Origin of the sequence: Rhizobium sullae, assembly GCF_900169785.1 — a bacterium.
GTDB classification, from domain to species: domain Bacteria; phylum Pseudomonadota; class Alphaproteobacteria; order Rhizobiales; family Rhizobiaceae; genus Rhizobium; species Rhizobium sullae.
In genome coordinates this window covers 1-9,506 of the sequence record NZ_FWER01000105.1, presented here as the reverse complement: position 1 = coordinate 9,506, position 9,506 = coordinate 1, and the positions used below count along the sequence as shown (strand labels likewise).

General features: G+C 57.3%; 10 protein-coding genes and 1 pseudogene. 8 read left to right on the top strand and 3 right to left on the bottom strand.

Translation table 11 applies throughout. From position 1 onward, the window contains the following. The 6 genes and pseudogenes from BN1800_RS38205 to BN1800_RS38180 all read left to right on the top strand — a co-directional run. The coding region (locus tag BN1800_RS38205; protein WP_143534247.1) for a dehydroquinate synthase/iron-containing alcohol dehydrogenase family protein at positions 1-619 on the top strand (619 nt) is incomplete at its 5' end. A gap of 46 nt (positions 620-665) precedes the next feature. After that, complete coding sequence (locus tag BN1800_RS38200) at positions 666-1,328, top strand: poly(R)-hydroxyalkanoic acid synthase subunit PhaE (RefSeq protein ID WP_244564803.1); 663 nt, start codon at positions 666-668, stop codon at positions 1,326-1,328. Between the two features lie 3 nt (positions 1,329-1,331). After that, positions 1,332-2,438 (top strand): class III poly(R)-hydroxyalkanoic acid synthase subunit PhaC, encoded by a 1,107-nt coding sequence (gene phaC, locus BN1800_RS38195; RefSeq protein WP_087005969.1) that lies wholly within the window; start codon positions 1,332-1,334, stop codon positions 2,436-2,438. 163 nt (positions 2,439-2,601) lie between these two features. Next, positions 2,602-3,765 (top strand): hypothetical protein, encoded by a 1,164-nt coding sequence (locus tag BN1800_RS43220; protein WP_244564802.1) that lies wholly within the window; start codon positions 2,602-2,604, stop codon positions 3,763-3,765. A gap of 79 nt (positions 3,766-3,844) precedes the next feature. Continuing rightward, positions 3,845-4,028: pseudogene (locus tag BN1800_RS38185) on the top strand (SDR family NAD-dependent epimerase/dehydratase); the annotation flags it as partial. Positions 4,029-4,089: 61 nt separating this feature from the next. Continuing rightward, on the top strand, positions 4,090-5,346 hold the full coding sequence (locus BN1800_RS38180) for an AAA family ATPase (protein ID WP_087005967.1): 1,257 nt from the start codon (positions 4,090-4,092) through the stop codon (positions 5,344-5,346). A 717-nt stretch (positions 5,347-6,063) separates the two neighbouring features. Here the strand turns inward: BN1800_RS38180 and BN1800_RS38170 are convergent. From BN1800_RS38170 to BN1800_RS41005, 3 genes are all read right to left on the bottom strand, one after another. Then, positions 6,064-6,909, bottom strand: coding sequence for a phosphoribosyltransferase family protein (locus BN1800_RS38170; protein WP_087005961.1), 846 nt, complete (start codon positions 6,907-6,909; stop codon positions 6,064-6,066). Positions 6,910-6,929: 20 nt separating this feature from the next. Further along, positions 6,930-7,523: an HAD family hydrolase gene (locus BN1800_RS38165; RefSeq protein WP_143534246.1), complete on the bottom strand. Its 594-nt coding sequence runs from the start codon at positions 7,521-7,523 to the stop codon at positions 6,930-6,932. A gap of 728 nt (positions 7,524-8,251) precedes the next feature. Continuing rightward, positions 8,252-8,458, bottom strand: coding sequence for a hypothetical protein (locus BN1800_RS41005; protein ID WP_143534245.1), 207 nt, complete (start codon positions 8,456-8,458; stop codon positions 8,252-8,254). A gap of 352 nt (positions 8,459-8,810) precedes the next feature. Here BN1800_RS41005 and BN1800_RS38155 point away from each other — a divergent pair, with 352 nt between their 5' ends. Continuing rightward, complete coding sequence (locus tag BN1800_RS38155; RefSeq protein ID WP_087005952.1) at positions 8,811-9,047, top strand: hypothetical protein; 237 nt, start codon at positions 8,811-8,813, stop codon at positions 9,045-9,047. Positions 9,048-9,092: 45 nt separating this feature from the next. Beyond that, positions 9,093-9,506: thiamine pyrophosphate-binding protein (locus BN1800_RS38150; protein WP_244564801.1), on the top strand; the 414-nt coding region annotated here is incomplete at its 3' end.

Genomic DNA, 9,506 nt, shown 5'->3' with positions numbered 1-9,506 from the left:
GACGGGCATCGACGCCATGGCGCACGCAATCGAGGCCTATACCGGCAAGATCAAGAAGAACCCGATCTCCGACCAGCTCGCGTTGAAGGCGCTGGCGCTGTTGTCGGCCAATCTCAGGAAAGTCTACACGGACGGCTCGGACCTCGAAGCGCGCTCGGACATGCTGCTCGGCTCCATGATGGCCGGAATGGCGTTTGCCAACTCGCCGGTTGCCGCGGTGCATGCGCTCGCCTATCCGATCGGCGAGATCTTCTATGTGGGGCACGGCCTCTCCGTTGCGCTGGTCCTGCCCTACGTGTTGGAATTCAACCGCCCGGCAGCCGAAGCGCTCTATGCCGAGCTCTCCGACGTTATTCAGCCCGGCTATCGCCGCCAGTCCGATGCGGTGGACGCTGCGGCCTTCATCGCCGAGATCGAGGCGATCTGCCGCGACTGCGGGTTGCCCGGCTCGCTTTCGGCGGTTGGAATCGGCGAAGGCGATCTTTCCAAGCTGGCGGAGGATGCGATGAAACAGAAGGATCGCCTACTGGTCAACAATCCGCGCGAGCTCGACTACGACCAAGTTCGGGCGATCTATGCAAGCGCGCTTGCGGGCCGCGGCCTAGCCGCAGGCGGGTGAGCCGGCCATGACCTCGAGCTCGGACGACCAACCGGAATTCTCGAAGATGCTGCTGCGCATGTCGGAAATGTGGCGCAGCAGCATGGAGCAGGCAGGGGAAATTGGAAAAATGTGGTTCAACTCGATGATGCCCTTCCTCACCACGCGCGCGGCCGACAGCAGCCTGTTTGCCGTCGCGCAGTGCGGCGAGATCTCAAAAACCATCAAGCGCATGGCGGAAGCCCCGCGCCTTGCCGACGTGTGGAACCTCGACCGGCAGGTCTACGCGCTGATGGCGGCCTCAATGGACGTGGGCCAGCGCATGGCGGCCTATCACGCCATCGCCTCCTTGCCGTGGAGCAAGGCCTATGAACGCTATAGCGCGACGCTCGCCGACACGAAGGAAGAAGACGCCAAGGATTTCGGCTGGCGCAAGGCCTTCAAGGCGTGGAGGAAAATCGCCGACGAGGAACTGATCAGCAACAAGCGCTCGGAGGATTTCCTCGCCGCGCAGCGCGATTTGCTGCGCGCCGCGCTGGACCTGCGCATCTGCCAGCAGCAAATGACCGACAGCATCGCCAAGCTGTTCGGCGTTCCGAACCAGCAGGATTTCGACGAGCTGACGCGGCAGCTCACGGAAATGAGGCGGGAGCTGCGTGCCAGCCTCAGGGCACTGCGCGATGAGGCCGAAGGTGCAGGCGGCGTCGCCACACAACCACGAGAGGGATGAGCCATGACCGAACCCAGCGAAACCGCTTTCAACAGCTTCCTGAAGGATTTCGCCGAGAATGTCCGCAAGTTCCACAAGGGGGCGGACGTGCTCGCCGGGATCCGCGACGAGGATGTCGATGTCGGAGCGACGCCGAAGACGCTCGTCATGCGTCGCGACAAGGTGGAACTGTTCCGCTACGAGCCGACGGCCAAGCGCATCGTCGAGACGCCGGTCCTCATCGTCTATGGCCTGATCGGCCGCTACACTATCGCGGACCTCCAGCCCGACCGCTCGCTGGTGCGTAGCCTGCTCGCCAAGGGCATCGACGTCTGGCTGATCGACTGGGGCAAGCCCGGCCGCGCCGAGGGCTGGCTGACGATGGACGACTATGTCGACGACTATATCCACGAGGCGGTGCACCGGATCTGCCGCGAGACGGGGCATGACAAGGTAACGCTGCTCGGCATCTGCGAGGGCGGCGTCTTCGCCACCTGCTATGCGGCGCTCCATCCGGAGAAGGTCAAGAACCTGGTCCTGACCATCACGCCGATCGACTTCCACGCCGATATCGACGACCCGGCGGCCAGTCAAGGCCTCCTCAACATCTGGACGCGCTCGCTTGCGCCAGAGGATATCGATCGCATGGTCGATGCGTTGGGCGTCATCCCCGGCGAATTCATGAGCTTGATCTTCTCGCTCATGACGCCGATGCAATCGCTGACCAAGTACAATGTCAACCTCATCGACATCGCCGGCGACAAGGACCTGCTGATGAACTGCCTGCGCATGGAGAAATGGCTGGCCGACCGGCCGGATCACCCGGGCGCGGCCGGCCGGCAATGGCTGAAGGAGCTCTATCAGGGGAACCGCCTGGTCAAGGGCAGGTTCGAGCTGTCGGGCCGCATCGTCGACCTCTACGCGATCGACGTGCCCGTGCTCAACATCTACGCGCTGAACGACCATATCATTCCGCCGTCCTGTTCCAAGGCGCTCGGCGGCAAGATCGGCAGCACCGACTATACGGAGATTCCGCTTCTGAGCGGGCATGTCGGCCTGTTCGTTTCGAGCAAGTCGCAGGGCACGCTCACCAAAAGAATAGTTGAATGGCTCCAGCCACGGGACGGGTAGGGGATAGTGATAGCAAACAAGATTTGCTCCCCGCCGAAGCCGTCACGATCATCCGTTCGGGCGATACAGTCGCCTTTTCCGCTTCGAGGCGGGATGTCTCCAATAGAACACAAAATCTCCTCCGAATAAGCTCGGAGACTGATGAAACTGCTTGGAGAACAAGATGCACTGGATTTCCAGATTATTTGCAACGGGTGCCGTTTTTACGTTGGCGTCCATACCTCTCGACGGCTTCACTGAGTCTGTCGATGCCAACCTCGCAATCAACAGGCCGGACGAGGCGTCTTGGCGTTTCCTCGCTTATGTCGCTGGTCCCGTCGCGGCGACGCCTGGCAAGGTTTTGTTCGAAACATGGGCTTCGAACGAAGATACATTCACTCCGCACCCGGTTTTTCCGGGCGCCAAACGTGACCCGTCCTGTGGACAGTCGGGTGGAGCGGCGGAAATCGCCACTCCCCTGGCCGGTCCAAAAATACTGAGTCTTCCAGCCCTCCAGCAGTTGGCTCCGCTGGGCCTCGTCCCGCATGGGTCGCCCGACGGGAGCGAAGAAGTTCGCCGCAACCATGCGACTTTCGATTACATCGTTTGCAACCAGCTCTTTACCAAGGCCGGTCTGCGATCCTTCTATAATGCCGGCCGGCCGATCTCAGCTCCTGTCGGCGCCATGGAAGTCAAGGCAAATTGGGTACCCGCCGATGAGGTCGATAGCGCCGATTATTATGTCAGCGAGGCACCTGACGGGAAGAAATACGCGCTAATCGCCATGCATATCATCAGTAAGGTGCTGCCCAACTGGACCTGGGCAACGTTCGAGCACCAGAACAATCCAGGCCGTTGCGATTATACCGGATGCCATGATGCCTATGGTGCGGTTGTCGCCGACGTGGACGCGAATGAGGTCCTTGATCGGCCCTACAGCGCCTGTGCAAAGAACGACGCACTGAAAGCGGTGCTGCGCTCTGCGGGCCTTTCGGCTGTGTGGGAACATTACTGCCTGAAGGGCAGCCAGACCGACTTCGTCTCGGCAACCGGCGTGCCGACGCATCTTGGCAATTCGGTAACGGAGGCTGGATTCGCCGACACTTCGTCCTGCATCACCTGCCATGCGCGTGCCGCCGTCAACGCAAAGGGAATAAAGACGACGCCAGCAGGATTCGTCGATCTGCCGATCCCGGCGCTCTGTCCCAATCCATCCGGTCCCTGCAGTCCCAATGGCGCGCCGGATCCGAATTGGTTCTGGACCAATCCCGGCAAGCTCGACCAGGCAGCCGTTGCCATGCAGACGGATTTCATCTGGTCAATTGCCCGCTTTGCAATCGGTGACTAACACCGACCCGCCAGGACGCTGCCCGAGAAAGCGAACCGCCGAAAGTTGCCCGGCGATGAAAATCTGCGCCTGACCGTCTATCTTCGCCATCGGCGCCTGGTGCGGCATCGTCCCTGCAGCGGCCGTTGCCCACGATATCGTCCACCCGCTCGATCTGGAAGTCGACGAGATCTATAGCCTCGCCTGCCCCGGCACCGCCCCCACATTATCGAGCCGGTCCGGTTCATACGACAAATACCTGCGTGCTGGGCTCCCTAAACCTTGACGGGCGCAGAAAACAGAATAAAAGCGTCATGTACCAGAAATGTCGTCGCGAGGCCACTTATGCCGCACTCTGAGAATCCAGCCTTTCACATGCCAACATCGGAGCGGATTGGGCGCTATCGCAAAGAAATCTGCGGTCGCCTAATGGAGTGGGGCGCAGCTCCTGAATATCCAATTGCATTCACCAGCACCCTTCGCTCGTTCTCCTTGGGCGAGGTTGCCGAGATTCTCGGCGTGTCGGGCAGTTATCTGCGCCAGTTGTCAATTGATGGGCTAGGGCCAACACCGGAGACAGGGACCGCAGGTCGACGCTCCTATACGCTTCCACAGATCAACGAACTCCGTGCTCATCTCGCTTCGACCCGTCCGAAAGAGGCTTCGAAGTTTTCGCCGCGCAGGCGGGATGGTGAGAAACTGCAGATCATCTCAGTAGCCGCCGGCTCCGCCGGCTCCGCAAGCACCACCACATCGTTCTATCTGGCTCAGGGCCTTGCACTTCAAGGATTCCGCGTTCTCGCTATAGATCTCGATGCGAGGGGCTCATTGTCGAAAATGTTCGGCTATTTACCGACTGGCTATCCCGTCCTTAACGCAAGCATGTCTGCCGTTTTAAGCTATGATGACGTTCGTCGGGTCAGTATGGGCTCTGTAATTCTAAAAACCAATTTTGATGGTCTTCATTTCGTACCGGGTACTTTCGAGCTCGGCGATTTCGAAGAGGAAAGTTCGCGGCGCTACCGCAGCAAGTGGGGATACCCAGATGCTAGCATCAGAATGGTGGATGCGCTCAAGGAAGTCGAAGACCTTTACGAGGTCGTCGTTATCCACTGTGGAGATGGAAGCTTTCTGACCGCGGGTGCGTATGAAGCAGCGACCGGCGTGCTGATGACGGTCCGCCCTGAAAGGCCTGAGATCTCGCAAATGACCCTGTCCCTCGGCCATTTCGAGCATTTAGTCTCCTTGATCGAACAGGCTGAAAGGCCCGTAGCGTATGACTTTATTAAATTCTTGGTGACAAGGCACGATCCGCGTGACCTCTCACAGCAAGAGGCAGTCGCACGACTGCGGGACTCCCTGGGGAATACGCTGTTGACTGCGACCGTCTGGGAATCGGGCGCGATTCTGCAAGCTTGGCTGAAACACCAATCGTTATATGAGCTGTCAGTGGGAGAGGTAGGCCGGTCGGCGTACGAGCAAGCGATGGAAACGCTGAATTCCACCAATGCGGAGGTAATGGACATAGTATATAAGGTTTGGGGCCGTCCCCCGATGTATGTGTCGAGGGCTTCGCGGACTGCAGGTAAGGCGAGCTCCTAATCCAGGGGACTTAGCAAGTGAGCCCACGCACGCAGCGCCTACGCTTCATGTTGTACGAACCGGCTGAGCTCTTGAAGGCGGTCAACGCCATGGCGGAGGCGGAGACTACGAAGCAGAAATTCTTTGAGGAAATGGTTATAACATCGACGCGGCCACGCCGCGTGCGTCTGGTGATTGTCGCCGGTCTCGAGGAAATCGGGATCCCTGGTCGCAGATTCCGCCGACGAGAATGGCGCCAGGCGTCCCATGGTCTAAAACAGCGTCCGCGAGCCGCTCGGCCGGGTTATGATCGACATGATTGGGATTACGACAACCAGGAGCGTGAACGAGCTGAAAGCTCGCAAATTTGATCTAGACCTAATCCGCGTAACGCCATATCGGCTCGCAGTTCATGGAAGGCCGCCCCAAATACCGCTACCGCCGAACCAATGTTGTTTCCGAACATACCCGATCGCGTGGATCGGGTTGAGTCGCCTAACCCGACCGCGACTATGACAATCTCAACTCCGCCGGCCTTATATTTCTTCTGCAGCTGTATCAGGACGGGCATCGCCGATGGTGCGCGACAGGTGGCTCACAATTCGACGGCGCACACTTTCCCCGCTGGAAATTCGCGAGGCAGTCGAACGCTTCGAGCAGTCGTCCCGCAGCCCAGGCAAGTATTGTGGCAGATATAGAACGCGATGGAACAAAAAACAAGCTGTGTAATACTTGGAACTACCTAGGAGAAGCATGTCTTTTCTCTTTCATCGCATTAGCGACATTGCGAATAATATCTATATTTGCCTGATATTTCTGTATTTTGTAATATCCTTCATTTAGACAATTGAAATAAAGAGTCTCAAGATATCGGTAGCTTCTGAACCTCAGGAAATCGTTGTACAGTTCATCTGGATCTGCCGAGAGGATATATTTTATTGTCCGAGCGGTCATGTGATGATTAGGCTCCACCACGATCCGGTTTAGATCCTTGATTGACTTAACGGCGGCAAAATTTAGCTCGGATTCTATGTTAGGACGATCGCCCGTGTATCGAGCAAAATACAGGAAAAATGTTTTATTCTTTAACTGCTGCTCGTGCATGAGCTCGACCAACTTGTTTTGGTGAGTGCCAGTAATCTTCACGTCGTCGATAAACAGAAGACAACGACCTTCGAAATGTTGCGAGTTGAAGTAGAACCTATCACCAGCAATCAATGATTTGCGATCCTCTCCTGAAAGAAATCCATAATCGTCCATGTAACTGATCTTTCGCGGGACAGTCGCATATTCCACATGGTTGCCTTTCGCATCAACGATGTGGTTGTTGAGGCGATCTAGCAAATGCATCGTCATTACATTTGCTGCATTCGGAACGAAATTGAATGGCGACGGAATCATCAGGCAGCGGCTGTTCAGTATTGTGGATGCGTGTTTTTCGAAGAAGGCGTCTGCAATCTGGTGGCCCATCTCGCGAGCGGCCTCGTCGCAACCGAACTTCAGACGCGAATATTGCTCCGGTCGAAAGGGTGCATCCTCGATTGATTGAAATTCATGAAGCGCAAACTCCTCAAACTGCGTCATAAACAGCCTCTTGAATGTCCTCAGATCTTCCCACCAGGGCGCCGCGCATTCCAGCGCTGCGCGCAGATGGCGTCATCGCCCACATGCAGGATGTTGTCGGCCGCAACGCCGCACGACCCGATGATTTTGTTGAAAAATGCCTCGTTTGGCTTTGCATATCCAAGCAGGTCGGAATAAATTTCGAACCGAAATACACATCCAAAGGTGCTCTCAAGAAAGTTGTGCATCGTAGTGCCGCTAATAAAACTCGAGTTGCTACCAATTGATAGCGTGTACCCGTCTTCTGCCAGCGAATGGACGAACCTCACAGTGGTGTCCAAAACAACTGGTTTGCAATTCTCAAAAACGTGCTCAAACGCCTTTGCGATTAAGCCTGGATCTTTTTGAACATTACAACGCATCATAAGCAGACGAATATTTTCGGACACGGATGGGGCGTACCCCGTCTCGATCGCGTGTTGGTTAACCCACTTCTTGACCTCCGCGTATGCATTCCTCACAACTGCTTCTTCTCTATCAAAACAGGTGGCGAGAAACTTGGTCCTCATCGGCGCATGACCTGGGTTCGCTGTTACGAGAGTGTTCCAGACGTCAAAAGAAATGTGACTGATCAACGTGGCTCCCCGGGATCTTCGATCTCTCAAACGATGTGTAACTGTGGTTGATCCCGCAGCCGTTTCGGCTGCGGCGTGTGGGCGGGTCCGAAACGATCGGGATGTGCTACTTCCAACTGGCCGGGCTGCCCAATCCGATCCGCCGTACAAGCCGTTCCCCGGATCGGCAACATGGCGGCGAATGCACTCCGCCGCTGACCTCTTTCCAAGGGGAGTGTTATCATGGTGCGGCATACAGAGCTCCGTGACGCTATTTTCAGCGTATGACGACATTAAACCGTCTGCGTCTTAAACCGGTCGCCTTCTTTAGTCAACAGTCTGCGTATTTGCCGCGCAACAACTCAACTCGCCACTAGCGGCTGGGGTGAACCGAGCATAGACGTACAGAGCTTCGATCCCGATGTTCAAAAGCAATTAAACGAAATCCAAGCGAGGAGCTGACGGCGACTGTGGTCAATCAACTGCCCCGCCACGGGATAAGCCTCAATCAATTTTGACCTGATCTACGGTCGTCCAAATCAGACGGTGCAGTCCTGCGTCAACTCCGCAGGAGCTGCACCCAATGCACCAGTCGATTTGCCGTGTTCGGCTACGCACTGGTCTATCCTTAGGAAAAACCAACGTCTGACGAGGAGGAGGCGCTAGGCTGCCGGGCCTGTCAGCTCGCGGCCGTGGCCAACACCCTGATTGCGGAAGGCTACCTCCCGATCGGCCTCAATCATTTCGCTTTACCGGATGATGAGCTTGCGTTGGCGCAGTAGGCCGCTCGGCCGCGGCGTAACTGGGGGTATTCGGCAGACACCTGCACAACGGTGATCGGCTTCGGCGCGGCAGCTATTGGCGGTATAGGTGGTATAGGCGGTATAGGCGGTATAGGCGGTATAGGCGGTATAGGCGGTATAGGCGACGGCAATGTTGTCGATCTCTCCGGTCAAGGCCGGGAGCGAGTTAACTTGCGGCAGGCAAGTTAATGGGGCTTGTCACAGATTCCGCCAGCCGCAGTTATGCGTCGAGCGGCCTGCGTTTCATGCCTTGCTAACCTTTTGCAGTCCGAAAGGCGTTGTCGGTGTTCATCCCGGTCGGAGGCTAGTCCGCGCCGGACCGCGGAGCCGAGGAAGTTTGCATCGATGCGCCCCGCCTACAATCCACGAAAACTCAATGAGGTGACGACGGCCGCTTCGTCGATGGAGCGGGCTAAGTTGTTGGCGGCATTTTTTCTGTTGACTCGTCTAAGCGCTCTATCTATGACATGACGTGTTATCAACGATATGTGGAATCAAAAGCGTCATGTCACTGTTTTACGCGCAACAGAAGAGATGTGCTCCGAACATTGAGCGGTCGGTCTCGCCAATCAGACCGCAGTGCCTCGCCACCTGCCACCATGTCGGCGAAGGCGAGAAGGCGAACGCCATCCGCAACGCGGTCGAAAAGGTGCTGAACATCGACAATGTCAGGACCGGCGGCCTCGGCGGCAGCGCGACGACCAAGGAATTCACAGCAGCAACTGAAAGGCGGCTGGCATGACAAAAAAGCAGGAAAAGAACCCACCCAGCTCTAAGGGGGCAACGCATGATTAAGGGTTCCGACCGAGTTGTCGCGGTCCTTGAGAAAATGGGCGCCGAGCGCATCTACTACGTCCCCGGCGAGGAAATCCTCGACATCATGGAGTCGCTGCGCAAGTCGAAGAAGATCAAGTTCGTGCCGACCCGCACCGAGTGGGGTGCGGCCCTCATGGCCGCCACCGAGGGCCGGCTCACCGGCCGCCCAGGCGTCAGCCTCGCCACCTGCGGCCCGGGCACACTTAACTTCCCCAACGGCGCTGAGTATGCGCATCTCGGCGGATTTCCGCTGGTGATGATCGCCGGCCAGAAGCCGATCAAAAGCAGCCTCCATGGGCACTTCCAAGCCACCGACCTCGTCTCCGTGATGGAGCCGCTGACCAAGCTCGCAGTGCAGATCGGGTCGGTGCAAATGATCCGGCCA

Excerpts from the sequence above, each read along its gene's own strand:
- BN1800_RS38200 (WP_244564803.1), top strand. The coding sequence starts at position 666 with ATGCTGCTGCGCATGTCGGAAATGTGGCGCAGCAGCATGGAGCAGGCA.
- phaC (WP_087005969.1), top strand. The coding sequence starts at position 1,332 with ATGACCGAACCCAGCGAAACCGCTTTCAACAGCTTCCTGAAGGATTTC.
- BN1800_RS43220 (WP_244564802.1), top strand. The coding sequence starts at position 2,602 with ATGCACTGGATTTCCAGATTATTTGCAACGGGTGCCGTTTTTACGTTG.
- BN1800_RS38180 (WP_087005967.1), top strand. The coding sequence starts at position 4,090 with ATGCCGCACTCTGAGAATCCAGCCTTTCACATGCCAACATCGGAGCGG.
- BN1800_RS38170 (WP_087005961.1), bottom strand. The coding sequence starts at position 6,909 with ATGACGCAGTTTGAGGAGTTTGCGCTTCATGAATTTCAATCAATCGAG.
- BN1800_RS38155 (WP_087005952.1), top strand. The coding sequence starts at position 8,811 with ATGTCACTGTTTTACGCGCAACAGAAGAGATGTGCTCCGAACATTGAG.